We start from the raw sequence: 26776 nt of genomic DNA, 5'->3' as shown, positions 1-26776 counted from the left end.
ATGACGGGGAGCATCTATGCCATCGGCGACATTCACGGCTGCATCGAGAGGCTGACGGACCTCCTTGCGAAGATCGACGCCGATCCGGCGAGGGACCAGTTGGTTTTTCTGGGGGATTACATCGACCGGGGGCCGTCGTCCTATGAGGTCGTGGCCTATCTGATCGAACTGGGCCGGCGGATGTCCGGCGTCGTTTTCCTAAAGGGGAATCATGAGGAAATGTTCGCCCGATACCTCGCGGGAACGGATCGACAATTGTTTCTGATGAACGGCGGCCAGGCGACCCTGGACAGTTATATGAAGCACAGACCACATGAAAACGGGGATCCCATCCCCGCAGATCATCTTCGGTTTTTTGCTTCCCTGCGCCTGTATTACCAGACCGAAGACTTCATCTTCGTTCACGCCGGCCTGAAGGAAGCCCTGCCGCTTGAGGCGCAGCTCTCCGAGGACCTGCTCTGGATACGGGATGAATTCATCGCTTCCGACCATGATTTCGGCAAACGTGTCGTATTCGGGCATACGCCCTTCAACAATCCGCTGGTGAAGCCCAATAAAATCGGCGTGGACACCGGCGCGGTTTACGGCAACCGGCTGACCTGTGTCAAATTGCCTGAAATGGTTTTTTTTCATGCCTGAAAAGGCAGGAATATGTATAACTTACCGGCATTTTTTTTAGATAAAGGAGGAAAATTGATGGGAAAGACGTTTGCAACGATACTTGCTGTCCTGCTGCTGTTCACGAGCGGCACGGCCATGGCCGAACGCATGACGGTCAACGCCTCCATGGCGAATGTCCGCTCCGGCCCCGGCGATGAACACAACATCTTGTGGAAGCTTGAAAAATATCATCCCGTGGATGTTCTCAAAAAACAGGACCCCTGGTATTATTTCCAGGATTTCGAAAAGGACAAGGGATGGATTCACAAGAGCCTCCTCTCCGATGAAGCCTCAGTCATCGTCATCAGGGATCGCTGCAACGTCCGCACCGGGCCCGGCACCGGCAAGGATATTGCCTTTACCGTTGAAAAAGGCGTCCCGTTCAAGGTGGTCAAGAAAGAAGGCGAGTGGATCAACGTGATCCACGCGGACGGCGACACAGGATGGATACACAAGGACATGGTCTGGTAGCAGGCCGCTATTTCCATACTTTTTCCGATGAAGGGGCAGGCATGGTTTTACCAAATTCTGATCAACGGGTCGTCGTGGGCATCGGCTCCGCCCTTGTCGACATTCTGGTGCACGAGACGGACGAATTCATCGAAAAAGCGGGGGCGGTGAAAGGCGGGATGGCCTATGTGGATAACCGGGTCATCGATGAAGCGCTTCGAATGGCTTCGACAACGCCCTTTTTCGTCCCGGGCGGTTCGGCATGCAACACGGTGATCGGCGTCGGGAGGCTGGGCGGCCGGGCCCGCTTTGCGGGAAAAAGCGGCAACGGCAATCTGGCGGGCATTTTTGAATCAAGCCTGAAAACCAACAACGTCGAACCGTTTCTTTCCAAATCGACATCCCTCACCGGACGGGTCCTTTCCATCATCACCCCGGATGCCCAGCGCTCCATGCTGACCTACCTGGGCGCATCGGCGGAGGCGAAAGCCGAGGACATCTCCCCGGAATGCTTCCGCGGCGCCGCGGTGGCCCATGTCGAAGGCTATCTGCTGTTCAACCGGGAACTCATCCTGTCGGCGCTGGATGCCGCAAGCCATGCGGGCGCCAGGATTTCCCTCGACCTGGCCAGCTTCACCGTCGTTCAGGAATCGAAGGATTTTTTTGCGGAAATCGTGAAGAAATATGTCGATATCCTGATTGCCAACGAAGATGAAGCCCGGGCGTTCACGGGGCATTCCGATGAAAAAAGCGCCATTGGCGCCATGGCCAAGCATTGCAGGACCGCCGTATTGAAACTGGGCGAGAGGGGCAGCCTGATCGCCCACGAAGGCTCGGTTTTCGAGATCGCCCCACGGTTGGGCGGCCCCGCGGTGGACACCACCGGCGCCGGGGATCTCTGGGCGTCGGGTTTTCTCTACGGCCTCGTCAACGGCCTGTCCATCGAAGAAAGCGGGGAATTGGGGTCGCTTTGCGGCTATGAGGTCTGCCAGGTGGTGGGGGCCAAGATCCCGGATGAAGGATGGCGGAGGATCCGGGCGGCCGCGGGCATCGCGGCGCCGGAAGGCCTTCCTGCGGCGCGGTCGGTCCGGAAAGGGCCGCTTCCCGAGGCTGCAGGCGTTTGACCGCAGGCGCGATTCCCGGACGAAACCGTGTCCGGCGCGGGTGGCATCCAACACATTTTTCCGTTTCCGAAGGGATGCGGATTGAGGAGGAAAAATGGCGATCAAAAGTAAATCCCGGAAGCAACTGCTCAAGCAGCCGGACGAATTCCTGAGCTTTTCGGGAAAACTCCTGGCGACGGTCATTCAATACAAGGTCCATGCCGTCAGCGGATTGGGGGTGATCCTTGCAGTTGTGCTGCTCGCATCCGGGATCCACTACATGGGGAACCGGGCGGAGAACCAGGCATTCTCCCTGCTCCAGAAGGGGCTTGCGGATTACGGCAGGACGCTTCCGGGCGATGGCGCGAAAAAGGCTTACGAAAGTGCGGCAGGGTCCTTTCAGGCGGTGCTCAAGGACTACTCGGGAAGGGATGGCGGCAAGCTGGCGAGGATCATATATGCCGGCATGGCCTACGACGCCGGCGACTTTGACGCGGCCATCGCCCATTATAAGGAGGCCCTGGATGCTGCGGATGCCTATCCGGGGCTGAGGCCGTTTCTTTACAGCGGGCTGGGACGGGCCTACGACGCGAAAAAGGAGTATGCCCTGGCGGCAAAGCAATTCGAGTCCGTCACCCAGGGCGCGGATCCCGTGCTGAAGGAGGATGCCTATCTCAATTTGGGGTTCATCTACGACCGGATGGGGAATCCGGAAAAAAGCGCCGAGACCTTCAAGAAATTCATTGCGGACTACCCCGAATCGGCTTTCCTCGGCATGGTCAAGGAGAAGCTGGCCAACAGTTGACGGCATGCCGGGGCTGAAACCCTTCTTCGAATGATCCTGTATCGACCTGGCCCGATCCGAATGCCGCAGAAAGTCGGGCTATTTTTTTGGGCCAAGATCCAGATTGTATTTCTTGATTTTCTGGTTGAGCCCGCTTTTTCCGATGCCCAGGATCTTCGCCGCGTTGGACTGGACATTGTTCGCGAGGTTCAGGGCACGGATGATCAAGGCCTTTTCGATGTCGGCCAAGGTGTCGGAAAGGTTGTCCTTGAAGGGGATATCGCTGACCTTGAGGGTGCTGCAGGCGCTCGCCTGAAAGCTTTTCGGAAGATCGGACACGCGGATCGTGTCGCCGGGGCAGAGGATCATGGCCCTTTCGATGACGTTTTCAAGCTCCCGGATGTTTCCGGGCCACTGATATTCATAAAACAGGCGCTCCACCTCCCGGTCGATCCCCTTGACCGGGATCTCCGAATTTCTTTCGGGGGTGTATTTGTCGATGAAATGCTGCACCAGGAGCCGGATGTCCTCGGTCCGCTCCCGCAAGGGGGGCAGGGTCAGGTGCAGGACATTCAGGCGGTAGAAAAGGTCCTCGCGGAAATTCCCCTTGGCGACCTCGTTCTTGAGTGTTTTGTTGGTGGCGGCAATAATTCGGATATCTCCGGAAATCGGCTTGGTACCGCCCACCCGCTCGAAGGATTTTTCCTGTAGGACCCGGAGCAGCTTCACCTGAAGGCTCTGGGAGAGTTCGCCGATTTCATCCAGGAAGATGGTTCCCCGGTCCGCAAGTTCGAATCTCCCTTTTTTCAAAGCGACGGCGCCGGTAAAGGCGCCTTTTTCATGCCCGAACAGCTCGCTTTCCAACAGGCTTTCGGAGAGCGCGGAGCAGTTGACGGGAATGAACGGCTCATTCCGCCGATGGCTGTTGAAATGGATGGATTTCGCCACGAGTTCCTTCCCCGTGCCGTTTTCCCCCTCAATCAGGACGGTGGCCGTTGCCGGCGCGATTTTCTGGATCGTTTCGAACATGGCCTGCATGGGTTTGCTCTTGCCGATAATGTTGCCGAAGCTGTACCGGGTTTCGATGCTGCTTCGAAGGTGCCGGTTTTCCTTGACGATCCGGAACATCTCGATGGCCTTGTTGACATAGATGACCAGCTTGTCGTTTTCAAAAGGCTTGAGAATGTAATTGTAGGCGCCTTTCTGCATGGCTTCGACGGCTTTTTCGACGGTGCCGTAGGCGGTCATCATGATGATCGGCAGGTCCGGGTCCTTTGCCTTTATGGATTCCAGGAGTTCAATACCGTCCATTCCGGGCATCTTCATATCGGTGATCACCAGGTCAACGTCGGCGCTCCCCAGGATCTGAAGCGCGTCGTTGCCGCTGTTGGCGGTGAGGGTTTCAAAACCCTCTTCCTCCAGGACGGCGCTCAAGATGAGTGTATAATTTTTTTCGTCGTCTACGACCAGAACGGTTTCCATGTCATGATTCCCTGGTGACCGGCAGTTTGATGGTGACCTGCGCACCGTATATCGGCCTGTTTTCAATGGTGATGCTTCCGTTGTGGGCCTCAATGATATTCTTGACGATCCCGAGCCCGAGCCCGGTCCCGGTTTCCTTGGTGGTAAAGAAGGGGTCCCAAATTTTTTCGAGGATTTCCTGGGGGATGCCTTTTCCCTTGTCCTTGAAGACGATGCTGACAGTGCCCCCGTCGGATTCCATATCCACCTGGATCTCTCCGCCGCCGGGCATGGCCTGCATGGCATTGATCAGGATATTCAAAAATACCTGATACATCATTTCCGGATCGGCGTTGATGGGGGGAAGATTCCCGTTGTATCGCTTGTTGACGATGTATCCCTGGGCTTCGAACTCCGGCCTCAGAAAAGTGATATTCTTTTCCAGGATTTCACCGACCCTGCAGGGGCCGAAATTGGGGGGATGGGGTTTCGCGTAATTCAGAAAATCGGTGATGATGTTGTTGAGCCGGTTCGCCTCCTCCACGATGACATCGGGAATGGTGCTCATGGGGGTGGTTTTTTCCATTTTCTTTTTGAGCAGTTCAGCGGAGCTTCGGATGATGCCCAGGGGGTTCCGGATTTCATGGGAAATCCCCGCCACCATTTCACCGAGGGAAGACAGGCGCTCGGCACGGCTCAACTGCTCCTTGAGCCGTATCCTCTCCAGGGTGCGCTGCTGGATGATTTCCTCTCCTCTTTTCACGATGAAGATCAGGATGACGAGCAGAATGATCATGACCACGGCGCACGTGATGGTCACCCGGATCTGGAATCGGAATATGGTTTTGTAATCCTCCGAAAGGTCCTGCACTATTTCGACAACCCCCAGGATTTCACCGGATATGGGCGTCAGGGGCCTGGCCTCTCGCAGCGGCGCGAAGGTGACGACCTTGATCTCCTTGGGGATCCCCAGGAGCTTTTCCCAGACATTCCCTTTTTGAACGAGCTTGAACGTGGATTCTCCGTTGAGGGCTTTCAGATAGCCGTCCCCTCCCAGGTCTTCCTTCCCCACCAGATCCGGATCAAAGCTGTAGGATATGATGTTGGTATCGGCGTCATACAGATTGACAAGGTCCACCTTGAAGCTGTGGAAGGTGTTCCGGACGATTTTATCCATCAGCTCAAACTGTTTCCTGTTGCTGAGTTGAATTTTGCCGAAGAGATAATACACAGGAACCTGAAACTGGGTGTAGATCTGATGGTTGAGATTCTCGATGAGCAGCCGGCTGTAATCCTGGCTTTTTTTGAACTGAAGCGCCCTCGCCCAGTGGATGTTCAAAAAGCAGAGGATGACCGTTCCCAGAAAAATGGCAATCAGACTGGCAAACGTGAAATATTTGACGAGTCGAAACGGTTTTGTTTTTTCTTCAAAGGGCTTCGGCGCCATGGGGATTCGGGAAGTGCTTTCCTTAAGGTGGTTTCGGAAATGGGCATTCTGCCGGCTAAAAACAAGTGAATATTTTTTTCGCTTGTCCAAGCAGGCGGATAAAAAACCAAAATTTTTATAATTTTTATTTTATAGCTTCAATGTTCTTTTAACATAATATTTTCAGGCTAATAAATCCTGTTTTACCGAATACCCGTCCTGTTTCAACATGATTCTGGATGATTTGTGTATTTTTTATTGACAGAGCATTATAAGTATTGTTATAGATTTTTACCAGAAAAGCAATCCATCCGAACGCACACGGGCAACAGGGATTTTTTCATGGGAAATCGGTTTCCATGACGGGTGCCCTTCATGGCCTAAAAGCATTCATAACTTTTTTTATATACAAATTCGCCAAGATATTGCTCGTTTTGCAGGCTGTTTGAACAACGACCGCTATATTCAGATGATGTCCGTACCATGATCCTAAGGTATATCTGCTGATATTTCAACCTGCAATTGCGAATTCACCCACATCGGACAAAACGGGAAAATATCTTTGGGGTTTGAATGATTTGATCACAGAATAACTTTTAGCATATGGGTACGATGTGTTCCGTTTCGGATCCCTGCGAAACGCTGTCAATCAAGGATATGTCTTGGGGCGCACTTTCATCCAATAATTAAGACGATAGAGAGCCAATCATGTTATTTGGGAAAAAAAAGGACATCGTCGGTGTCGATATCGGTTCCCGAACGATCAAGGTCGCCGAGGTCGAGGAGAACAAAAAAGGCCGGATGATCAGAAAGTTCGGGATGATCGATATCGCTCCGGGGTTGATTGAAGACGGTGCCGTCAAGAACCCTGAAGCCGTTGCCTATCTCATCCGCCAGCTCTTCACCTCCCAGAAAATCAAGGAAAACAACGTTGCGATCTCCATCGGGGGCTACTCCACCATTGTCAAAAACATCAGCGTTCCGGCAATGGATGAAGATCAATTGCAGGAGATGATCCAGTTCGAAGCGGAGCAATACATCCCCTTCGACATCAACGACGTCAACCTCGATTTTCAAATCATCGGAGAAAACGAGATCAACCCCAACCAGATGAATGTCCTGCTGGTGGCAGCCAAAAAGGAAATGGTAAACGATTACGTCAACCTGGTTCAACTCGCAGGTCTCAACCCCTGCGTCATCGACGTCGATGCGTTTGCCCTCCAGAACATCCATGAAATCAATTATGGCGCCGCGGGGGAGAATGTCGTGCTGATCGATATCGGAGCAAGCAAGATAACTCTCAATATTCTCAGGGATAATGTCTCGGTTTTCATGAGGGACGTTTCCATGGGATGCCAGCAGATCAACACCAAAATCATTTCCCTTGCGAACTGCACTTTGGATGAGGCGGAAGCCCTCTATCACAGCGAGGAAACGGACAAACTTTCCGACAAGGAAATGATAGAGATTGTTTCATCGGTCGTCACCGCTTGGTGCACGGAAATCGGTCGGGCGCTTGACTTCTTCTATTCCACCTACCCCGGCGACCAGATTCGAAAGATCATTTTGAGCGGGGGAGGTGCGAAAATCAGAAAATTCAGGGAGCTGCTTGCGGCTGAGACGAATTCGGAAGTTGAAATGATCCGGCCTTTTGAAAAGTTTTCCGTGGGCAGCGATTTTGATCTTTCCTACCTCGAGCAGATTGCCCCTCAGGCTGCAATCTGCCTTGGTTTAGCCATCAGAAAGATTGACGATAAATGATACGGATAAATCTACTCCCTTTTCGGAACACGCGGCAGAAGGAAAATATCAAGCAGCAGGTATCCATTTTCCTTCTTTCTATCCTCCTCATCGCAATCCCTCTCTTCTGGTACAGCAACATGCTGGACGGAAAAATCGAGGCGCTGGACGGGCAGATCGACTACACCCAGAAAGAGATCGCCAAGTATAAAAAGATCGCCATGGAGTCCGAGGCCCTCAAGCAGAAGATCGCCGTGCTCAAGACCAAGCTCAAGATCATCGACAACCTTGAAAAAAGCCAGAAAACGGCCTTCCACCTCATGGACACCATGACGGCCATGGTCATTGAAAAAAAGATGTGGTTCAGCCGGCTGGAGGCCATGGAAAAAGCGGCCGCCCCCCCCGCCGCCAAGCCCCAGAAAGCCAGGGGCAGCAAGAAAAAAGGGGAAAAGGAAAGAAAAGCCCAGCCGATCGGGGAACCAAAACGGCCGGAAATCGATGTCGAAATCGATGGCATCGCCCTCGATAATCAGACCGTGGCCGATTTCATGACCCGACTTGAAGAAAATGATTTGTTTGCAAATATCAGGCTGATCAATCTGAAGCTGGAAACGATGAAACAAGGAAAAGGCCAGGAAGATATCAATCTGAGAAATTTTCAGGTCCACTGCAAGGGAATTCCCGAAAAATCGGAGGCGAAAAAAAATCCATCATGAATACGATAGGCCCTCCCTCATTGGCTTTCATTGAACCGTATCTGGAAAAGATCGGCAAATTCTCAAAAACCCAACGGATCGTGATCTGTCTCGTGACGCTGGCCCTGATCATCGCCCCCGTTATCTACTTCGTCTACATTCCCAAGCACGATAAAATCAGCGGGCTGAGAAAAGAATACGAAGGCTTGTCCACGGAATTGGCCCAATTCAAGCAGAAGGCCAAAGAACTGAACAAATACAGGGCCGAGGCCAAGGCGATCGAGGCGGACTTTGATAACGCGAGAATGGCCCTCCCCGAGAGTGAGGAAATTCCGTCGCTGCTGAAAGGTATCTCCCGTGCAGGCCAGGATGCGGGGCTGGTCTTTCTTCAATTCAAGCCCCAGCGGGAGAAGCAGTTCGGGTTCTATGCTGAAATACCCGTATCCATGACGTTCAAGGGATCCTATCATGAGGTCCTCGATTTCTTCTACCGGGTTTCCAGCCTGTCTCGAATCGTCAGCATCAGAGACATCGAGATCCATGCGACAAATGAGCGGAAGCGCAAAGGCAACATCGATTGGAAAGAGCTGGATGTCTCCTGCAGTTCCGTCACCTATAAGTTCGTGGATAAGCAACCCCAACCCTCCATCGAAACAAAGAAAAAATAAATGAGAGCCATGTATAAATATGCTGCCTTGATAATTTGTTTTTTCTGTTTTTTCTTGAGCGCATGCGAAGAAAAAACCTCTCCTCCACCGCCAAAGTCAAAAATCGTGCACAAGAAGATCGACCCGAACCCGGCGGTCTATGCAGCGCCGGAAAAATCGCCGGCGCCGGACCCGCAAAAAAAGACGGTTCAGGATGCCCAGATTTCGAACCCATCGGGCGATACGGCGTCCGCGACATCCGCCTCTGTTTCAGAAGCGGCGGGCGTGGATTCAAACGGGGGGGACAGCCTGGATTCGTCAGCCGCGCATCAGGCTGGGGAGGATTCCATCCTGAACGATCAGGACCTCCAGGACATCCTGAGCACGAAGAGCGATGCTGCTGTTGAGGGTCAGGGAAAGCCTTCCGGCTATAGCGCCAAGAACAAAATCGATCCCTTCGAACCGCTCTTCAAGCCCATGCCTGCGGAAAAACCCAAGCTCCCGGCACCGCCGGAGAAGATCACCGCCCCGAAACGCCGGCTGACCCCCCTGGAAAAGGTCGATCTGGATCAGTTGAAACTGGTGGGGATCGTCCGGGCCGACAGCGGGAACAAGGCCCTGGTCGAGGACGCATCGGGAAAAGGGTATATCGTGATCCATGGGACCTATCTCGGTATTCACTCCGGAAAGGTGGTGGATATTTTGAAAGATCGAATCATTGTGGAAGAGGAAGACAAAGACATGTTGGGAAATGTGAGGGTCCACAAAAGAGAAATGAAATTTCAACGGCCTTCCGGAGATGAATATCATGAAATGTAAACCACAGAAAATTGAGCCCGTCCACTCTCTATTGATCTCATTTCTTTTGTTGATGTGCGTCTTGTTCAACACTGCCCATGCGGAAACCGCTCCCCCCGATGAGGGGTCGACGGCCGTCGGGCTGAATGAGATAAATGCCCGCAAGGCGACCCAGTTGCAGTCCGTTTATGCTGCCAGGCAGGGAAAGGGATTGAAGGTCTTCGTCGGGGCGGATGGCACGATCGAAGAATACAAAGCCTTTACAATCAGCGATCCGCCGCAGATTGTGTTTGACCTCTTCAACATCAACAGTCCATACGATCATGAAAAGGTCATCCCCGTCAATTCCGAGTGGGTCAAACAGATACGATACACCAGCGAACCGGACAAGGTCCGGGTCATCCTGGAGACACAGGCGCAGCACCTGTCCGCCTACAAGGCGGACCCGGTCGAGAACGGACTCCTGATCCAGGTCGGCACCGGCGCCGATCAGCTCGCCATGAAGCCGGCCGCTTCGGCCCAGCCTGCGCCCCCCCCGACAGATGACGCCACGGCCGCCGCGGAAAAGAAACTCCCGGAGGGCGGCAAACCCGCCGGGATCACCCAGATCGATTTCGTCAGCGCCGGATCCGGGAAATCCGTCATGGTGGTGGGGACAACGCGGCCGGTAACATATGAAGCGAAGATGGTCGGGGACAACCGTCTCGAAGTGCGGCTTTTTGATACCAGCCTGCCCATCCACCGGAAGCGCCCCCTGATCACGGACCGTTTTGAAAGCGCCATTGATGAGATTATTCCAAAATCTGCCTCGCCCGACAGGAATACGGCGCTTTTCGACATCAAGCTCAGGGAGGCCGTTCCGTATGTCGTTGATCAGGAAGGGAGTTCCCTCAAGATTCATTTCGACGCGTCCACCGTGCCTCCCAAGCCGCTGACCGGCATTGCGGCCGCCGAACAAAGCCAGACGGCGGCGTCTCCGCCCAGGATGATCGCCAAAAAGTCGGCAAAACCGGACCAGGTGAAGCCCATCGCACCCGTCCCGGGAAGCCGACCGGTTGGAGCCCGTGTTGATGCACCCATGCCGAATCCCGGATCGATGGCCCCTCCGCCGGATCTGAACCTGGATCTGGATGAGGAGCTTGGGGTTCTCGATGATATCCCCACCTATACCGGCGAGAAGATTGCACTCGATTTTTACGAGACCGAAATCAAAAATGTATTCAGGATACTGAGAGAAGTCAGCGGGAAAAACTTCGCCATCGACAAGGATGTCACCGGCAAGGTGACGCTGACCCTGGCCGAACCCGTCGCCTGGGACCATATCCTCGATCTCGTTCTGAAGATGAACAAATTGGGCAAAACCGCCGAAGGAAACATTATCCGCATCGCCACCCGGGCGACCCTGGCCGAAGAGGACCGGGTCAGGCAGGAAAAGCGAACCGCGGAGCTGGCTGCTCGGGATCAGCAGCAGCAGTTGGAGCCGCTGCACACCGAATACCTGCCCGTAAACTATTCCAACGCCAACAAGGAAATCAAGCCCCACGTTGAAAAACTGCTCACCAAAGACCGTGGAAACGTCAGCGTGGACGAGCGGACCAATATGATCATCCTTACGGACACCAAGGAAAAGATCAACCGGGCGAAAGAACTCATCAGCAAGCTGGACCGGGTGACGCCCCAGGTGCTCATTGAAGGCCGGGTCGTCGAGGCCACCACCAACTTCACCAAGGAGATCGGCACAACCTGGCAGACGGGGCTGGGTGTGGAGCAGACCGGCACCGGCGTGACGCAGACCCCGGATTCAGCGGCCATCAATATCGGCGGCGCCACCGAGGAGGTCACCACCGCCGTGAACGACCGCGTCGGCGTCGGCCCCCAGAACGGGTATGACGCCCTGGGCGGGACGTACGGATACAATGTGGCCATCGATTTTCCCATCGCGGCCGCGGACTACGGAAGCCTCGGCTTCAATTTCATGCGCATCGCCGGGACCCCGTTTCTTCTGAATGCCAAGCTCCATGCCATGGAAAGCCAGGGCGAGGCCAAGATCGTTTCCGCGCCGAAGGTCGTGACCCTCGACAACAAGAAGGCCGTCATCAAGCAGGGGATCAGCTATCCCTATCAGACGGTGGAAAACGGCGAGGTCAATGTCGAGTTCAAGGATGTGGACCTGCTCCTGGAGGTCACGCCCCACGTCACCCCGGACAACCGGATTTCCATGAACATCAACATCACCAAGAATGATCTGGGGGAAGTCATTGCAGGTCAGCAGTCCTTTACGACCAAGGAAGCCCAGACAGAGCTTCTCGTCAACGACGGGGATACCGTGGTCATCGGCGGCATCATCAAAACCGCGAGCCGTCAGGATCTGCAGGGAATCCCCTATCTGAACAAGGTCCCCGTCCTCGGGTGGCTCTTCAAGGCCGAAGGCTCAACGGATCAGAAGGAAGAGCTTCTGATCTTCATCACCCCGCGCATTATTCAACTCGAACAGCGGTTGGTCCAATATTAAACAGGCATCATGGTCATGAACCGTCGGACAGGAAGGTTATCCTCATGATAAGAAAATTTACTACCAACATCGTTTCACTCCTCATATTGGGTTGTCTTGCCTTGAACATATCCGGCTGTGGTTCTTCAGGCGGCATGAATGAAGAAAATCCCGATCCCGGACCGCCCCCCGTGCCCGTCTATAATCTGACCGGGACCGCCTACAACCCCGACGGGGCGCCTTTCAGCGGCGTGGCCATATCCGTTTTCAGCCCGCAGTACACCGCGACGACGGACGCCGCCGGCAGGTTCCTTCTGGAGGTATCCAAAACCAGACACCTGGTCCTGGCATCCAGGGCGGGATACACGGATTATTACGAGCCGGCCGACCTGACCACGAACATGGTCGATCTTCCGATCGTTCTCCAGAAATCAGCCATTGCCGGGGTCAATGCCCTCGCCACCGCCGAGACATACCTGGCCTCGAACCGCATTGACGGCCAGCGGGCGACCCTCACCATTCCGGTCCAGAGCGGGGGCGCCTTTACCGTCGGAAACACCGGGGGGCTCAGAGGCGTCGATATCGTACTGGAAAACCATGACCTGAGCGAACCGCTGTCCGTGCCCATGCCGTCTCCCGAGATCATTGACAAGCCCGTCATCGGCGGAAAACAGACCCCGAGCGTCCTGGTTTCGGTTCAGCCGGCGCTCCTGAGAATAAGCACGCCCGCGGTGCTGACACTGCCCAACCCGGATAACCTGAAGGTGACCCGCGTGCTGCGGTTCGACCCGGAAAGCCACCAGTGGAAGACCATTGACGCGGTCACGGGGACCTCCGTCTCCATTTCCCATGGCGGCGTCTACGGCATCTTCTTCGAGGAGCGGCGCACCGCCTCGGTGCGGGGAACGGCCTCGGCAGGCACGGCCGTGCAGGTGGGCGATGAAATGCTCGTGGTCGGGCCCGAGGGCAGCTTCTATATAAACGAGGTGCCGGTTCCGGCCGGCGGATCGGTCAACGTCATTGCGCTTGCACCCGCCGTCGAAGGGACCACCGTCCGAAGCGTCACCGACCTCTCTTTGGCCCTCAATGTCGGACAGGAGACGAGCCTCAATCTCGGATCGGCGAATATCGGCACCCTCTCCCTTCGCGCGGACCGGTATACCATCGAATCCAACAACGAGGGGTACAGCCTTGTGACGGCGACCGTCGTCAACAGCAACAACTCCCCCGCCGTGGATGCGCCGGTGGCCTTCACCACCGACGGCGGCATGATCGTTGCCGACGGGGATCCGGCAGCGACCCCGGTGGCCCCCTTCAATCCCTCTGCAGTGAAGACGGACGCCTTCGGCAAGGCGTCGATCCGCCTCAAATCCGGCCCGGATCGAAGCAACCGGGTCATCACCGTCACCGCGTCCGCGGGCGACCGCTCCACCAAGTCCGTCCCCATCCAGGTGGTCGGGACGACCATTTCCCTGGACAATGACAACACCAGCCTCGACGCCGAGGGCCTGAAAAAAGACAACCTGGTCGTCACCGTCCAAGATGCCAATGCGTCGCCCATCAACGATGCGGAGGTCACGGTCAGCGTCTCGCCCGAGGGAAGCCTCATCTGGCACCCGTCCGCGGACCTCCGCACCGACGTGAGCGGAAAGCTGACCCTCGAGATCACCGGCCGCAACGCGGTGGAGAATGCCGTCCTTCGGATCGAGGCCGCCGGAGATATCAAGACCCAGAGCTATCTGGTCTATACGAACGCTGAATTTTTCACCATCACCTCCCCGACGGACGACCCCTATTCCTGGCCGACGGGTCGGGACCTGATCGTCAAGGTGCGGGCGCCGCAGCAGGACGTCGTGCGGTTTGTCACCAGCTTCGGACAGTGGCGGGGAAGCAGCACGGTGAGTCAGAAATACATCGATGTGCCGGTCGATCCCGCGACCGATGAAGTCTCGGCGGTGATCTCCTCCGCGGAGGCCGGAATCGCGACCGTCCAGGTGTTCGACCGGAACAACCCCTCGATCTCCGACACGACCCAGGTGGCTTTCGCGTCGCCCTCCGGCGAAGCATGCCGCATTTCGCTCCAGGCCAGCGCCACTGTCGTGGCCCCGAGCGTCGGGAACATCCTCAACTCCGTGGAGCTGACGGCAAAGGTCAAGAATCAATTCGATCAGGCCGTGAAAAACGTTCCGGTGGTCTTTTTCCTCAACGGGATGACCACGACCGGCGGCGGGGAACGGTTGTCGCCCGCCATCGCCTACACGGACAGCCAGGGGTTCGCCCGGTCGACCTTCTATTCCGGCACCCTGGGCTCTGACGCCGAAGGGGTGGAGGTGACCGCGGCGATCCTCGATTCCAGCACGGTTGACGCCATCTGCAACCAGAGCAGTTCAATCCGCATCGTCATCGGCGGCACGGCCGGATCGATCTCCATCGGCCAGAGCACCAAGATCGAATCGATCAACGCCGATACGGCCTATAAGCTGCCCATGTCGGTGCTGGTCTCCGATTCCAACGGCAATCCCATGCCCAATGCCACCGTGACCCTGAAGCTGTGGCCGACCCGGTATGCCACGGGCTACCGCGGCGGACGCCCGGAATGTCCGGTGATCTATACCGGCATCTTCGACAACGAAGACGTCAACCGGAGTCTGATGTGCGATTACTGCAAACCCTGCCCGGCCGGCGAGGGTGAAAAGCACCCCTTGAACGAAGACCTCAACGGGGACTGCGAACTGACGCCCTCCAGCAGTTCGGCGGGCTCATTGCCGGGAGTCGTCCAGACGGACGAGAACGGCGTGGGTGAATTCGCTCTCGTCTACAACAAGGAAAACGCGGCGTGGCTGGAGGACGAGGTCGTCGCCACCGCCATGGTCTACGGCACGGAAACCCGGGCCACCCTGACCTTCTGGCTGCCGATACTGGAGGGCGATAAGTGCAACCTGCCCGGCGAATCCCCGTTCAACCGGACGGAGGTGAGCGACATTTCCCTCATGGCCGATCCCGAGAGCGTCGTCGCCGACGGTGTCAGCACCAGCATGATCTTCGCCTCCGTGAAGGACGTGAGCGGCAATCCCCTCATCGGCGGATCCATCAATTTCGACATCGTGAGCGGACCGGGCACCCTTTCCGCCCGAAGCGTCCTGGTAACAGATGGCGTCGGAACCGTTTACTACACCGCTCCGAACGGCAGGGGCGCCGGCAGCACGGCCACCATCCGGGCCAGCGCATCCAATGCCGGCGGCCAGGTCTCGGACCAGATCGACATCCGGCTGGTGGACGCCATCGTCTCCAAGGTGGACGTGACAGCCGGCGCCCAGAGCATCATGGTCAGCGGCGTCGGGGGCATCAACTCCACCGTCATCCGCGCCGCAGTCTCGACCACCTCCACCCGTACGGTTCCCGACGGCACCCTGGTCTCCTTCGTGACGACCGCGGGCATGATCTCCAACGTCACCCGGACGGCGAACGGCGTCGCCACGGCCACCCTGACCAGTTCGACATTCGCGGGGACGGCGACGGTCATGGCCTTTGTCGACGGCGTCTCGGGCAGCGCCCAGGTCGAGTTCATCGCGGGGCCGCCGAAGCAGATCCGGGTTTCCGCGCCCGCCTCGATGGCTGCCGATACCACAAAATCGGTCAGCGCATTTGTCACGGACTCCCAGGGAAATCCTGTCACGGGCAGCATGATGGTGAATTTCAGTGCATCGTCAGGCAGCATTGCCCCTGCAACCACAAACACAAGCAACGGAGAGGCAAGGGCTGAATTTACGGCGCCATCCATCGGGGGAAGTATTCGGATCACCGCAACCGCCAGCGGCGGAATCACCGGGAGCACATCGATCCTCGTGACAGCAGCACCTTGAGGACGTGATCATCCCCTGAATCAATCCACACCGGACGCCCGCAAGGGCGTCCCCTTTCCCCCCAGCGGCAGCCCTTTTCAGGGCTGCCGTTCCTTTATGCGATGTGAAATCACGTCGATCTCGGTTGAGATCCGCTCCAGATCCAGGGTGGCGATGTTTCCCCCGCTCATGAGGACCCTTCCCCCGACGATGACCGTCCGGACATCCGAGGCTTTGGCGGCGTAGACGATCTGGGAAGCCGGGTGATAGAGGGGCGTCATGTGGGGCGTTGCGGTGTCGAGGATAATGACGTCGGCCTGTTTCCCGATCTCGAGGGACCCGGTGACCTCCCCCAGGCCGATGGCATCCGCCCCCGCCGCCGTGGCCATCCGGATGACCGTCCGGGCGTCCATGACCGTGGGGTCCAGGGTGCTCACCTTGTGGAGCTTGGCCGCGGTGTCCATCTCCTGAAACAGGTCCAGGTTGTTGTTGCTGGCGCACCCGTCCGTCCCCAACCCGACCCGGATCCCCGCCGCCAGATATTCCCCGACCGGCGCGATGCCCGAGGCAAGCTTCATGTTGCTCTCCGGGTTGTGGGAAATCGCCGCACCGGTCTTCGCGATGCGGCCGACATCGGCCGCGTCGGTCCAGACGGCATGCACCAGAAGCGTTCCGGCATCCAGCAGGCCGAGATCGTCCAGATATCGGACGGGGCTTGCGCCATGCGCCTTCAGGGATTGATCCCGCTCTGTTCTGGTTTCGGCGGTGTGGATCTGGAACAGGACGTTTTTCCGGCGCGCCAGGGACTTGGCCCGTTTCAGGGTTTCTCCGGAGCAGGTATAGGGGGAATGGCAGAAGACCGCGGCCGAAATGAGCGGGCCGGCGCCCTGCCAGGTTTCAACGAATCGCTCGGCCTGTTCAATATTTTTGTCCGGATCCGGCACCCCGGGGGCCGGAAAATCGATGACCCCCTGCCCGAGCACGGCCCGCATGCCGGATGCCTGAACGGCCCGGGCCACCGCATCCTCATGAAAATAGCCGTCGCAGCAGGTGGTGGTCCCGGCAAGGATCATTTCCGCGCAGGCCAACTGGGCGCCCCAGAACGCCGTCTCCGGGCGGATGTGGGCGGCTTCCGCGGGAAAGATCGTCCCGTTCAGCCAGTCCATCAGGGGAAGATCATCGGCCAGGCCCCGGAACAATGTCATGGGCAGGTGGGTATGGGTGTTGACCAGGCCAGGCATGACGATTCCGCCGCGGGCGTCGATGGTTTCCGCGGCCGGCGGAAGAGGGGCGCCGGCCACACGTTCCGATACTTCGGCGATGGTGCCGTTTCGCACGCACACGATGCCGTTCGGAATGATATCGAAACCGGCGTTTACGGTGATCAGGGTGCCGTTGTGAATGATCAGATCGAATTTCATCTCTTCCTCCGAAGGGTTGACGGTGACACCAGGGTGTTTGGGTAACAGATAGCAGGCCTGGAACAAAAAAACCATTGAAATGCTGGACGGACATGGGCCCCGAAGGTCCCGGCGCCGCCTTGACTTTTCGACATTCGGAACGATATTTCTGGATATGTTTGGCTCTTGAAGACATTCAGCAACTGAACTCACGAGGCAAAGGAGTACGAACCATGACCTATACATGTAAAAACTGCGGGGCCGTGGCAAAGGCGCCCGGCCATTTGTGCAATCCCTGCGACGACAAGACGAAGTGCAGCTTTTGCGGCTCCCCCCAGGTCGACGCAAAACACATCTGCAAGGACAAGCTGGCCGCCATGAAGTACGTCTGCGACGGCTGCGGCCGGGTGGCCATGGAAGGGGAGCATTTGTGCAAACCGACCCCGATTCCCTGACGGCGCCGCACCCGGGACGCATGCCGGCCGGGGAATCCCCCCGAGCAGACCCTGCAGCCATCTGATTTGGAATCGCCGGATCGCAGACCGGATCCGGCGATTCCTCCGTGCCGCTTCAGAATGCACCACACGCCTTCCCCGTTCCGCCCCGGATGGTTGTCCAACGGATGCCCGATGTCAGAGGACTGCTGCTTGTAACTGGGAGCGCCGGCAATTATACTAGGACCATCAGACCGGCATGCCGCCGCGGCATCACCGACATCTTGACCAGGGGATTTCTTCGGAAAAAGGAGATCGCGTGGGACGCACCATCCTTATCACCGGGGCTTCCGGGTATCTCGGGTCGGCCATCAGCGTGGATCTCGCCCGGGACCATACCGTCATTGGCATCTGCCGGCGCGAACCCTCACCGGAACAACTGCGGGCGGCGCCTGCGGCCATCTGGGAAAAGAGTGAAATCATCGATGTGGACTGCATCGAGGGGGTCTTGAAGCGGCAGGCCGTCGGCGGGCGAAGGGTCGATTACATTCTCCATTTCGCGGCCTTCACCGACTATGGCGACAAGTGGCAGGACGAATACTGCGACACCAACGTCATCGGGACCCGGAACGTTATCGAGGCGGCGGACCGATGCGGAGGGATCGATCGGATCGTCTTCGCGGGGAGCATCGCCGCCCTGACCCCGCCCCGGCCGGGGGAGATGCTGACCGAAAAGAGCCCTGCCGGCGGAAGCGTGGCTTATTGCCGAAGCAAAGCCATGGGGGAGGCACTGATGGCTGAAAACGCGCACCGGGTGCCGGCCATTGTGCTGCGGATCGGCGGGGTCTTCACCGACTGGTGTGAACTTCCCCCGCTGTTCAGCCTGATGAATGCCTGGAGCATGCCGTCTCTCATGGGAAGGATGGTTCCCGGACGGGGGCGGACAGGATTTCCTTACATCCACCGGAAGGATATCGTCCGAATCGTCCGGCGCATTGTCGAAAAAAACGAAAACCTGGACTCTTTTGAAACCCTCTTTGCCGCCCACCCCGGCTGCACCTGCCACGCGGAGCTTTTTCCCGCCATCCGAAAGGCCCTGGGCGGCGGATGTTCAACCCGTCCGATCTCCATCCCGAAGCAGGCGGCCAGGCTGCTTCTCCACGGCAAGTATGCCGCCAACACGCTGATGCGGCGGGAGACCTACGAGCGGGCATGGATGATCGATTATGTGGACCGGCCCCTCGTTGTCGACACCGCCTACACCTGCCGGCGATTGGACTGGGCACCGACGCCCGGTCTGCATGTTCTCGACCGGATCCCCGTCCTCATGGATCATTTCAAGACCCGACGTTCCGAATGGCTGCAGCGCAACCGACGCCGCAACGACCAGAAATATGAATTCGAACCGGATCCGAAGGATTGACGGGAGCGTCTCGCCTTTTGATCCGGCCCGATGCCCCACGGGTGCCCTTGGGCTTGGGGAGGGAGATCGCTTTTAGCAACCAGAAGGAGGGTGGCCTTATGCTTTGGGTATCTTATGGAAAATTTTCAAGGGAAGGCATTCGGGGGTTGATTGACAACCCGCAGAATCGCGCCGGCGCGATTCAACAGCTCATGGATGCTTACAGGGGAAAACTCATCAGTTACCATCTCTTGCTCAACGGGGAGATCGATTTTTTCATCGTCGCGGACATCCCCGATGAGTGCGTGGCGGATCTGGGGCTGGTCAACGCGCTTCTGGTTCGGGGGTCCGGCGCCGTTGAAACGATCACCACCGTGCCGGCATACCGGGCGGAAGATGCCATTCCCCTCATGCAGCGTGCCCAGAAGATGACAACCGAAGAGACGTACAAATCCCCGTCCGCCTACGGGTATTTTCCCAGGGAGGGTGCGTGAGGCTCACCTATCAGATCAGCGCATCCCCCTCCGGTATTTGACGTTCAACCGGAAGCATTCCGCAGTGAAATCGTCGAACATCAGGGACTCCTTGTCAGAACGCCGTGCTCCCCCCTGAACTTTAGGGTTGATAGCCGGGCCGTATGGGGCTATTATGGTCAACCCCAAAGCCGGGAAAAGAGGTGTCGGGGTCTCATCCATCGCGGCGCCATTTCGGGAGAGCGGTATGCTTCAAAACACCTTTCAACACATCCCCGGGATCGGACCCAAGACCGAACGGCGGCTCTGGGATTCCGGAATTCCGGACTGGCGGTCCGCCGGGGATCTGCCGACCTCCCGCCTTCCCCTCAAACAGGCGGACGTCTTTCTCCGCTGCCTCGACGAATCCGCGAGAGCTCTCGAGGACGGAAACCCCCGCTTCTTCACCGACCTGATGCCCGCTGGCCTTCACTGGCGCCTGTTTCCGGAGTTCCGTCGTTGCATCGCCTACCTGGATATCGAGACCACCGGAATGGATGTGTGGGGATCTGAAATCACCACCATCGCCCTGTACGACGGCCGGGAGGTCAAAACCTATGTTCAGGGCCGGAACCTGGAGGCGTTTATCGACGACATCGAGGCCTCCCATCTCATCGTCACCTATAACGGCAAAGTTTTCGATGTCCCGTTCATCGAGCGCTATTTCCGAGTCCGCCTGAACCATTCCCATATCGACCTCCGCCACGTGCTGAAGCGCCTGGGATATGGAGGCGGGCTCAAGGCATGTGAACGGGCCCTGGGAATCGACCGGGGAAGCCTCCACGGCGTCGACGGGTTCTTCGCCGTCCTGCTCTGGCACGACTACATCCGGAACGGAAACCCCCGGGCGCTGGAGACGCTTCTGGCCTACAACATCGAGGACGTGGTCAATCTCGAAACCCTCATGGTGACGGCCTACAACCTGAACATCCGGGGTACGCCCTATGAGGCATCCCACAAGTTGGCGCCGCCATCGATGCCCCATCTCCCGTTCCAGCCGGACCCCCTGACCATCGCGCAGGTCCGGCGCAGCATGTTTTCGGGCGCCATGCCGTTCGGATAACGGGCGGGCGCAACAGGGGAACGGCGGCATTGCGCCGGACGGGATGGAAAGATCCGCGGCATCCCGAAACTTCAGATCCATCGAACAGGTCAGCCAGGGCGTTACGATGCTTCACAGCAACCATTCGGATCACTATTGCGGGCGCATCCTCGCAGGCGACTACAGCCAGGCGCTGAAAAAACGCCTGGCTGAGTATGTCGCCCTCTACGGCGCCTATGAAGAAACCCGGAGCCCGGCGATTCTCTACATCTCCGCCTGGCGTGAGAACGAAAAAGAGGTCTGGTACGAGTATGTCAGCCGGCAGTTTGTCGAACTCATGAGGTGCCGGCCCATGGACATGGCCCAGATGTTCCGGAGCGCCCTCCTGGAACGGCGCGTTTACCGGTACACCGGCCCCGATCTTTCCATCCTCAAAGAGGTCGAGGCCCGCGAAAGCCTGGACACCGCCTGGAAAACCGTTCGGGAGGAGAGCAAAAAAACGGGCGAAATCGAAGCCGTATACAAGCTGGCCGTGAATTCGGGGGCAGCGCTCTGGCTCAAGGACCAGGCATCCATCGAACCCTACGGCAGCGACGGCATCTTCCTGTCCCTCGGCTGCTTGACCGTCGTCTCCAAGGAGATGGAGGCCGAGGATGAGCTTCAGCGGCACCGGGACAATCTGGAGTCCACGGTGCTGGATCGAACCTCGGAGCTGACCCGCCTGAACGGCCTGCTGATGCGGGAGGTTCTGGACCGGAAGCAGGCCGAGAACAAGCTGCAGAAGAGCTTCGATCAACTGGAGCGGAACCTGGACGAAATGATCAACGTCATGTCTCAGACGGTTGAGGTCCGCGACCCGTATACGGCGGGCCACCAGCGGCGGGCCACCGAAATCGCCGTTGCGGTGGCCCGGGAAATAGGGCTTCCCGAAGACCGGGTCAAGGGGCTCCAGATGGCCGGGCGCATCCACGATATCGGAAAGATATCCATCCCCGCCGAGATCCTCTGCAAGCCCGGGCGGCTCGACGATGCGGAGATGCAGTTGATCCGGCGGCATCCGAGCATCGGGTATGACATCCTGAAGCACGTCGATTTTCCATGGCCCGTGGCGCTCATCGTCGAGCAGCATCATGAAAAGATGGACGGTTCGGGATATCCGCGGGGGCTCCGCGGCGAGGAGATCCTCATCGAAGCCCGAATCCTCAGCGTGGCGGACGTCGTCGAAAGCATCTCCTCCCACAGGCCCTACAGGCCCAGCCTGGGCATCCAGGAGGCGCTCCTGGAGATCGCCGAACACCGGTCGATCCTGTATGACCCCCGTGTGGTCGACGCCTGCCTCCGGCTTTTTCAGGACAAGGGCTTCAACAAGCTCCTGTGCGCCTCACAGAACCCCGTCTGGCCGTTCCGCGACAGCACGAATTGAGGAAAAACAGTCTCCCGCAGCGGCATTCGATCAAAAAACGCCGGCAGGAGAAGGGGACGGACCTTGGAATCGAATCGGCCTGTCATGGTCCATTTCCTTTCTTGCCCAATTCCTGAAGCTTGGCCGTGATGCCCGTGATCCACACCCCCGCCCTCTTCATTGAACCCTAAGGGATAAATCCGGCAGCGAACCACGGCAAGTCTTGACGGGTTGGTCGCGCCTGAAAAATGCGGGTGCGGCTTACTACCAGCTTTATACCCTCATTTTGACAATAAACTGTCCTCATTGAAAGACGCCGCGAACGACGCATCTTTCATGCATGAAACAACCTGTAACAAGATGTTGCTGGTTCATGGAAAGGATCAAGAAATGAAAATCAACGTGAAATGCTTTTCGACTTTAGTGAACCCGGAAACCTGCGATTTCAGCGGAGGCACATCCCTGGAACTGACCGAAGGTCAAACCGTGGCTGATGCCGCCCGGACCCTGGGCGTCGATCCGGGGGATGTCAAGCTTGTGTTTGTGAACCACAGGCACGCCGGAATGGAGACAAGGCTTGCGGATGGAGATACGTTAGGCCTGGCGCCGGCCGTGGGCGGAATGTGATTGGTCATCTAAAATCACCATCCGTTGACGTCACATCGCGCATAGGTTTGACCTTTGGCCTATTATCATAAGTTTTTTCTTGCAGTCTTTTCGCGACTGTGCGAGATATAGCTTTATATTGCTCCGGCTGAAGCAAAGCGTTCCTCTCTAAAGTCATATCTCACACAAGATTTTCCCCTTGCCTGATCTGCTGTTGATCCGACGCCTCGGCCAGGATCTCGCAAAGTCGTGCTTCAGGGTTCCAGAATATCGGAACCCCAACAACAACCCGTGTCATGAAAAGGAGACTAACATGGACGTAAAGGATTTTTGCAAAGGTATCGAAAGTGAAATGACGGCATGGAAAGCCAAACTCTACGACACCATGCGCAAGGTGGACCGTCTGGGGTCCGCCGAAAAACAGAAGATGCTGGGCAACGTCGAGGATCTCCACATGCTGCTCCAGGAGATGTCCGACCGGGTGGATCAGCTCAGGACCGAATGTCCTTCGGACTGGAGCCCCATGAAGAAGGATATCGAGCAGGGCACCATCGACATGCGCAGCAAGTATGAAGAAACCATGAAGTTCATAGGCAGTGCTTCACCGGTGTCGATTGCCGGATAATCGACGGGTTCGATCTGTACACTGGATGGCTGAGCAACGTTGTTGTTCAGCCATCATTGTTTAAGGGATATATTTCCGTCCCGGATTTCGTTACAACATCAGGTACGGATTTTTAGGACAGTTTTTCTCTGCGCTCTCCGCCCCGGTAAAAGGGAGCGATTTTGCTGCGCGGTTCGCGGAGTCGCCGATCTCGATGGTCACGTCCCGGGACTGAACGATGATGGAAGGCAGGATCGCAACCAATCTCTTTTTGGACGCCAGCATCAACACTTTGATGTCGATACCGATAAACGGAAGGACCTGGGGGAGACCTTCAAGAAGAGACTGATATTTAACCGATAACGCCTCCGAGACCAGAACGGCCACATGATTGGCGTCGGGATTCTTCAGCCGCTCCCGGGACCAGAAGGCCAGGGTTCTGATGCCGTGATCCGCGTCGCTGTCGTCCATCATGATCTCGATTTCATAGAAGGTGTTGACCTCCCTCCGATAGGCCAGGATATCTATTCGTCCGCCGTGATGTTCCCGGCGGACAATCTCGTGCCGCCTGATTTCAAGATCGCCAAGTCCCAGCCTGGAAGGCTTCCTGACAATCCAATCCCGGATCCAATGTTCATCCTTACCGACGGCTCTGAGCGACGTTTGGACGCAATCGACTATTTCCATTTTCTGACCATGCCCATGAAAAGAAGTGACCCGTATGAACTGCGCTGCGAAATCCTGCGAAATCTCATATGCTGCGGCTGTTCTTGTTTTTATAAAAGAATTCGTTCAAAATGTCTATAGGTACAAATACCTATTTTTCCATAATTTTTGCATAACCCGGCCGACCCGTAAGATGCGTCGGCAGGCTTCGGGAGAAGCAGAACGGAAGCGATCCCGCCTTTTGGCCGGGCTTCGACACCCCTGATGGTGGCGAACCGTTCCCGGATGACATCCCCACGGCAGCCGAACCGATGGCAACGGGTGTCGACAGCGGCGGCAGGTTTGCCCTTGTTTTTTTACCGGATATATGTTTTCGATCGCTCGGAAACCATAAAAGACCCCGGCTTGCCGCCGTTTCGGAATCTCGGAACAGGGCGCGGTCACTTACATGAAAGGGCTGCCGAAAAATGACCCCTTGCGCCATGAACCCATCCGCCATCCAGAAACGCGAGGGCAATACCCCGCCGCGCACCTCTCCGGGCATGGCTTTCGATTTCCCGTTCATGAAACAATCGAGCCCGATGACGGTGATCATTCGGAAGACCGGCATAAATTGCGGGTTCAGTTTGCCCCGGCGGGAGCGGACAGCATGAAGACCATGGCCACCCAGCTTGCCCTCCTGATGCGGCTCGGCCAGCGAAGAAGCAACATGCGGCTGCTGGTCCGATTTTCCATCGTGCTGATCCTGTTTTTCGGGGTCTACAGCGTTCTGTTTCATATGCTGATGCTTTACGAGGGACGCCAGTACTCCTGGATAACCGGATTTTACTGGACCCTGACGACCATGTCCACCCTGGGCTTCGGCGACATCACCTTCACCAGCGACATGGGAAGATTCTTTTCGGTCGTGGTGCTCCTCAGCGGCATTATTTTTCTCCTCATCATGCTGCCCTTTACCTTCATTCAGTTCTTCTATGCGCCATGGCTGGAGGAGCAGAACAAGGCCCGCGCACCGCGTGCAGTGCCGGAGAGCATATCCGGGCATTTGATATTCACCCATTTCGATGCAGTCACCGTGAACCTGGTCCAAAAACTCGGCCAATACGGCATCGACTATGTCATCCTGAACGCCGAGCTTCAGAACGCATTGGATTTGCACGACCAGGGGTATCAGGTGGTCGTCGGCGACCTGGACGACCCCGAAACCTACCGCCGTCTCAACATCGATCGCGCCGCCATGGTGGTCGTCATGAACGACGACGTTGCCAGCACCAACATCATTTTCACCATCCGGGAAACGAATGCCGGGGTCGTCATCGTGACCAATGCCGATGCGGACGACTCCCTGGATATTCTGGCGCTGGCCGGGAGCACCCATGTCCTTCAGTTCACCAAGATGCTGGGCCAGGCCCTGGCCCGCCGGGTGCATGGGGTCAGCATGAAAGCCAATGTCGTCGGGCGCTTTGATCAGCTCTTGATCGCGGAAGCACCGGCCATGCGGACATGGCTGCAGGGAAAAACCCTGGCCGAAAGCCGCCTCCGGGAGGTCGCCGGGGTCACGGTGGTCGGGATATGGGAACAGGGTCAGTTCCGGATCCCCGGCCCCCAATCCCAAATCGGCGAGTCCACCGTGCTGGTGCTGGCCGGGACCGAGGCCCAGCTGGATCGTTTTGACAGGTCCATCGGCGGGAGTACGGAGGAAGCGGCGAACAACGCGCCGGTTATTGTCCTGGGCGGCGGCCGCGTAGGTATGGCGGTTGCCGATACCTTGAGGGCACGGGAGATTGATTTCCGGGTGGTGGAGAAAAAAACCGGCATCGCCTCGCTGGACCCCCGGTTTATCCAGGGAAGCGCCGCCGACCTGGATGTCCTTGTCAAGGCCGGCTTTCATGAGACCCCCTCGGTGATCATCACCACCCATGACGACAATTTGAACATCTACCTGACCATCTATTGCCGCCGACTGCGGCCGGATGTGCAGATCATCAGCCGGGCCAGCCTGGACCGCAACATCAACACCCTGCACCGGGCCGGCGCCAACCTGGTGATGTCCTTCAGCTCCCTGGTCACCGCCACCATCCTGAACCTGCTCCACCCCCAGAAGATGCTGATGCTTTCCGAAGGGCTCAATGTGTTTCGAACCGCATTGAACCCGAAGCTGGAGAATCGGGCGCTGCTGAACATTCAGATTCGCGAAAACACCGGGTGCAGCGTTGTGGCGGTGAAACGGCGGGATGAACTGATCATCAACCCCGATCCCGCGATCGTTCTTGAACACGGAGATGAGCTGGTGCTGATCGGATCCGCCGGATCCGAAAAAATGTTCGTTGAAAAATATGCGGCACCCGTTCAGGCAAGCCCCTGATGCAGCGTGTTTCGTTAATTTGATTGGAAATGCGTCTGTCAGGAGGGTTCCCGGCTGGGTCGTCGGCTGAATGAAGAGGAGGGCATTGCAGCGGGTTGCTGCGATCCTTTTTTTAGCGTCTGGTCCGGCGTCGATATGTCATCATAAAAAAAGCCCGTTTCGGTGAGAAACGGGCTTTTTTTTGAGTGATAACGGCGGCGTCCTACTCTCCCACACAGCTTCCCGTGCAGTACCATCAGCGCTAAA

General features: G+C 57.2%; 24 protein-coding genes. 18 read left to right on the top strand and 6 right to left on the bottom strand.

All coding sequences use genetic code 11. The features are described from left to right. The 4 genes from ACEW8N_RS08560 (at position 1) to ACEW8N_RS08545 (ending at position 3018) form a co-directional block, all read left to right on the top strand. Positions 1–639, top strand: a complete 639-nt coding sequence (locus ACEW8N_RS08560; RefSeq protein ID WP_373499392.1) for a metallophosphoesterase family protein — start codon at positions 1–3, stop codon at positions 637–639. A gap of 57 nt (positions 640–696) precedes the next feature. Further along, positions 697–1131 carry an SH3 domain-containing protein gene (locus ACEW8N_RS08555; RefSeq protein WP_373499391.1) on the top strand — a complete coding sequence of 145 codons (435 nt, stop codon included), beginning with the start codon at positions 697–699 and terminating at the stop codon, positions 1129–1131. Between the two features lie 41 nt (positions 1132–1172). Then, a complete protein-coding gene (locus ACEW8N_RS08550) occupies positions 1173–2234 on the top strand; it encodes an adenosine kinase (RefSeq protein ID WP_373499390.1) in 1062 nt (353 codons plus the stop codon). Between the two features lie 94 nt (positions 2235–2328). Beyond that, the gene (locus ACEW8N_RS08545; RefSeq protein ID WP_373499389.1) at positions 2329–3018 is read left to right on the top strand and encodes a tetratricopeptide repeat protein; all 690 of its coding nucleotides are present in this window, start codon (positions 2329–2331) and stop codon (positions 3016–3018) included. 78 nt (positions 3019–3096) lie between these two features. On the opposite strand, the gene ACEW8N_RS08540 is transcribed toward ACEW8N_RS08545, so the two are convergent. Together ACEW8N_RS08540 and ACEW8N_RS08535 are read right to left on the bottom strand one after the other, a co-directional pair. Next, positions 3097–4479, bottom strand: coding sequence for a sigma-54-dependent transcriptional regulator (locus ACEW8N_RS08540; RefSeq protein WP_373499388.1), 1383 nt, complete (start codon positions 4477–4479; stop codon positions 3097–3099). A gap of 1 nt (position 4480) precedes the next feature. Then, on the bottom strand, positions 4481–5905 hold the full coding sequence (locus ACEW8N_RS08535) for a nitrogen regulation protein NR(II) (RefSeq protein ID WP_373499387.1): 1425 nt from the start codon (positions 5903–5905) through the stop codon (positions 4481–4483). 687 nt (positions 5906–6592) lie between these two features. On the opposite strand from ACEW8N_RS08535, the gene pilM reads away from it, so the two are divergent. The 6 genes from pilM (at position 6593) to ACEW8N_RS08505 (ending at position 16118) form a co-directional block, all read left to right on the top strand. Next, positions 6593–7645, top strand: coding sequence for a type IV pilus biogenesis protein PilM (gene pilM, locus ACEW8N_RS08530; protein WP_373499386.1), 1053 nt, complete (start codon positions 6593–6595; stop codon positions 7643–7645). Between the two features lie 119 nt (positions 7646–7764). Next, the gene (locus tag ACEW8N_RS08525) at positions 7765–8340 is read left to right on the top strand and encodes a PilN domain-containing protein (protein WP_373499385.1); all 576 of its coding nucleotides are present in this window, start codon (positions 7765–7767) and stop codon (positions 8338–8340) included. Next, entirely contained in the window at positions 8337–8987 is a 651-nt protein-coding gene (locus ACEW8N_RS08520) for a type 4a pilus biogenesis protein PilO (protein ID WP_373499384.1), read from the top strand. The genes ACEW8N_RS08525 and ACEW8N_RS08520 overlap by 4 nt, the downstream gene beginning before the upstream one ends. 105 nt (positions 8988–9092) lie before the next feature. Further along, positions 9093–9785: a pilus assembly protein PilP gene (locus ACEW8N_RS08515; protein ID WP_373499383.1), complete on the top strand. Its 693-nt coding sequence runs from the start codon at positions 9093–9095 to the stop codon at positions 9783–9785. Further along, on the top strand, positions 9775–12276 hold the full coding sequence (pilQ, locus tag ACEW8N_RS08510; RefSeq protein WP_373499382.1) for a type IV pilus secretin PilQ: 2502 nt from the start codon (positions 9775–9777) through the stop codon (positions 12274–12276). Before ACEW8N_RS08515 ends, pilQ begins: the two co-directional genes overlap by 11 nt. 134 nt (positions 12277–12410) lie before the next feature. Beyond that, positions 12411–16118, top strand: coding sequence for an Ig-like domain-containing protein (locus ACEW8N_RS08505; RefSeq protein WP_373499381.1), 3708 nt, complete (start codon positions 12411–12413; stop codon positions 16116–16118). 77 nt (positions 16119–16195) lie between these two features. Here ACEW8N_RS08505 and ACEW8N_RS08500 read toward each other — a convergent pair whose 3' ends face one another. Then, the gene (locus ACEW8N_RS08500) at positions 16196–17518 is read right to left on the bottom strand and encodes an amidohydrolase family protein (protein ID WP_373499380.1); all 1323 of its coding nucleotides are present in this window, start codon (positions 17516–17518) and stop codon (positions 16196–16198) included. Positions 17519–17730: 212 nt separating this feature from the next. Here ACEW8N_RS08500 and ACEW8N_RS08495 point away from each other — a divergent pair, with 212 nt between their 5' ends. From ACEW8N_RS08495 to ACEW8N_RS08465, 7 genes are all read left to right on the top strand, one after another. Next, positions 17731–17952, top strand: coding sequence for a hypothetical protein (locus ACEW8N_RS08495; RefSeq protein ID WP_373499379.1), 222 nt, complete (start codon positions 17731–17733; stop codon positions 17950–17952). Positions 17953–18250: 298 nt separating this feature from the next. Beyond that, positions 18251–19354: an NAD-dependent epimerase/dehydratase family protein gene (locus tag ACEW8N_RS08490; protein WP_373499378.1), complete on the top strand. Its 1104-nt coding sequence runs from the start codon at positions 18251–18253 to the stop codon at positions 19352–19354. 98 nt (positions 19355–19452) lie between these two features. Beyond that, positions 19453–19827, top strand: coding sequence for a GYD domain-containing protein (locus ACEW8N_RS08485; RefSeq protein WP_373499377.1), 375 nt, complete (start codon positions 19453–19455; stop codon positions 19825–19827). A gap of 226 nt (positions 19828–20053) precedes the next feature. Then, positions 20054–20908 carry a ribonuclease H-like domain-containing protein gene (locus ACEW8N_RS08480; protein WP_373499376.1) on the top strand — a complete coding sequence of 285 codons (855 nt, stop codon included), beginning with the start codon at positions 20054–20056 and terminating at the stop codon, positions 20906–20908. A gap of 43 nt (positions 20909–20951) precedes the next feature. Further along, the gene (locus ACEW8N_RS08475; RefSeq protein WP_373499375.1) at positions 20952–22310 is read left to right on the top strand and encodes an HD-GYP domain-containing protein; all 1359 of its coding nucleotides are present in this window, start codon (positions 20952–20954) and stop codon (positions 22308–22310) included. Between the two features lie 369 nt (positions 22311–22679). Then, entirely contained in the window at positions 22680–22916 is a 237-nt protein-coding gene (locus ACEW8N_RS08470; RefSeq protein WP_373499374.1) for a MoaD/ThiS family protein, read from the top strand. A gap of 292 nt (positions 22917–23208) precedes the next feature. Next, complete coding sequence (locus tag ACEW8N_RS08465) at positions 23209–23520, top strand: hypothetical protein (RefSeq protein WP_373499373.1); 312 nt, start codon at positions 23209–23211, stop codon at positions 23518–23520. Positions 23521–23610: 90 nt separating this feature from the next. On the opposite strand, the gene ACEW8N_RS08460 is transcribed toward ACEW8N_RS08465, so the two are convergent. After that, complete coding sequence (locus ACEW8N_RS08460; protein WP_373499372.1) at positions 23611–24186, bottom strand: hypothetical protein; 576 nt, start codon at positions 24184–24186, stop codon at positions 23611–23613. A 130-nt stretch (positions 24187–24316) separates the two neighbouring features. After that, positions 24317–24760, bottom strand: a complete 444-nt coding sequence (locus tag ACEW8N_RS08455; RefSeq protein WP_373499371.1) for a hypothetical protein — start codon at positions 24758–24760, stop codon at positions 24317–24319. Between the two features lie 54 nt (positions 24761–24814). On the opposite strand from ACEW8N_RS08455, the gene ACEW8N_RS08450 reads away from it, so the two are divergent. Next, positions 24815–26530, top strand: a complete 1716-nt coding sequence (locus tag ACEW8N_RS08450) for a TrkA family potassium uptake protein (protein ID WP_373499370.1) — start codon at positions 24815–24817, stop codon at positions 26528–26530. 38 nt (positions 26531–26568) lie between these two features. Here the strand turns inward: ACEW8N_RS08450 and ACEW8N_RS08445 are convergent. Further along, a partial coding sequence (locus tag ACEW8N_RS08445) for a hypothetical protein (RefSeq protein ID WP_373499369.1) occupies positions 26569–26776 on the bottom strand: 208 nt, incomplete at its 5' end.

It is taken from the genome of Desulfococcus sp. (genome assembly GCF_041737845.1).
In the GTDB taxonomy this organism is placed as follows: Bacteria; Desulfobacterota; Desulfobacteria; order Desulfobacterales; family Desulfococcaceae; genus Desulfococcus.
The sequence above is the reverse complement of the archived record's forward strand: the minus strand, read 5'-3'. Positions and strand labels throughout refer to the sequence as shown.

Excerpts from the sequence above, each read along its gene's own strand:
- ACEW8N_RS08500 (WP_373499380.1), bottom strand. The coding sequence starts at position 17,518 with ATGAAATTCGATCTGATCATTCACAACGGCACCCTGATCACCGTAAAC.
- ACEW8N_RS08460 (WP_373499372.1), bottom strand. The coding sequence starts at position 24,186 with ATGGAAATAGTCGATTGCGTCCAAACGTCGCTCAGAGCCGTCGGTAAG.
- ACEW8N_RS08475 (WP_373499375.1), top strand. The coding sequence starts at position 20,952 with ATGGAAAGATCCGCGGCATCCCGAAACTTCAGATCCATCGAACAGGTC.
- pilQ (WP_373499382.1), top strand. The coding sequence starts at position 9,775 with ATGAAATGTAAACCACAGAAAATTGAGCCCGTCCACTCTCTATTGATC.
- ACEW8N_RS08495 (WP_373499379.1), top strand. The coding sequence starts at position 17,731 with ATGACCTATACATGTAAAAACTGCGGGGCCGTGGCAAAGGCGCCCGGC.
- ACEW8N_RS08535 (WP_373499387.1), bottom strand. The coding sequence starts at position 5,905 with ATGGCGCCGAAGCCCTTTGAAGAAAAAACAAAACCGTTTCGACTCGTC.
- ACEW8N_RS08455 (WP_373499371.1), bottom strand. The coding sequence starts at position 24,760 with ATGATCACCGTCATCGGGCTCGATTGTTTCATGAACGGGAAATCGAAA.
- ACEW8N_RS08520 (WP_373499384.1), top strand. The coding sequence starts at position 8,337 with ATGAATACGATAGGCCCTCCCTCATTGGCTTTCATTGAACCGTATCTG.
- ACEW8N_RS08540 (WP_373499388.1), bottom strand. The coding sequence starts at position 4,479 with ATGGAAACCGTTCTGGTCGTAGACGACGAAAAAAATTATACACTCATC.
- ACEW8N_RS08505 (WP_373499381.1), top strand. The coding sequence starts at position 12,411 with ATGAATGAAGAAAATCCCGATCCCGGACCGCCCCCCGTGCCCGTCTAT.
- ACEW8N_RS08465 (WP_373499373.1), top strand. The coding sequence starts at position 23,209 with ATGGACGTAAAGGATTTTTGCAAAGGTATCGAAAGTGAAATGACGGCA.
- ACEW8N_RS08545 (WP_373499389.1), top strand. The coding sequence starts at position 2,329 with ATGGCGATCAAAAGTAAATCCCGGAAGCAACTGCTCAAGCAGCCGGAC.
- ACEW8N_RS08525 (WP_373499385.1), top strand. The coding sequence starts at position 7,765 with ATGCTGGACGGAAAAATCGAGGCGCTGGACGGGCAGATCGACTACACC.
- pilM (WP_373499386.1), top strand. The coding sequence starts at position 6,593 with ATGTTATTTGGGAAAAAAAAGGACATCGTCGGTGTCGATATCGGTTCC.
- ACEW8N_RS08470 (WP_373499374.1), top strand. The coding sequence starts at position 22,680 with ATGAAAATCAACGTGAAATGCTTTTCGACTTTAGTGAACCCGGAAACC.
- ACEW8N_RS08480 (WP_373499376.1), top strand. The coding sequence starts at position 20,054 with ATGCTTCAAAACACCTTTCAACACATCCCCGGGATCGGACCCAAGACC.
- ACEW8N_RS08485 (WP_373499377.1), top strand. The coding sequence starts at position 19,453 with ATGCTTTGGGTATCTTATGGAAAATTTTCAAGGGAAGGCATTCGGGGG.
- ACEW8N_RS08550 (WP_373499390.1), top strand. The coding sequence starts at position 1,173 with ATGGTTTTACCAAATTCTGATCAACGGGTCGTCGTGGGCATCGGCTCC.
- ACEW8N_RS08560 (WP_373499392.1), top strand. The coding sequence starts at position 1 with ATGACGGGGAGCATCTATGCCATCGGCGACATTCACGGCTGCATCGAG.
- ACEW8N_RS08450 (WP_373499370.1), top strand. The coding sequence starts at position 24,815 with ATGAAGACCATGGCCACCCAGCTTGCCCTCCTGATGCGGCTCGGCCAG.
- ACEW8N_RS08555 (WP_373499391.1), top strand. The coding sequence starts at position 697 with ATGGGAAAGACGTTTGCAACGATACTTGCTGTCCTGCTGCTGTTCACG.